The 250-nt window shown below is 51.6% G+C and carries 1 protein-coding gene; it reads left to right on the plus strand.

What is annotated here, in order from left to right:
• A partial coding sequence (locus LI126_RS14970) for a YebC/PmpR family DNA-binding transcriptional regulator (RefSeq protein ID WP_227165711.1) occupies positions 1-250 on the plus strand: 250 nt, incomplete at both ends.

The raw sequence follows: 250 nt of genomic DNA on the forward strand, positions 1-250 counted from the left end.
GATGGTCTTTGCCTTGACTGACAACAAGAACCGAACGGCCGCTGCAGTACGTTCTGCATTTACTCATTCCGGCGGTTCACTGGGTGCCAGTGGCTCTGTTTCCTACATGTTTGATCGCAAGGGCTTGATTGAAATTCTGCGTGACGGTCTTGACAAGAGCGAAGACGACATGCTGATGGATGCTCTGGATGCCGGTGCTGAAGACATGAAGGCTACTGACGACAAGTTCCAGATCTTCACGGCACCAAGT

The organism is Mediterraneibacter sp. 210702-DFI.5.30, assembly GCF_020560115.1.
GTDB classification, from domain to species: domain Bacteria; phylum Bacillota; class Clostridia; order Lachnospirales; family Lachnospiraceae; genus Mediterraneibacter; species Mediterraneibacter faecis.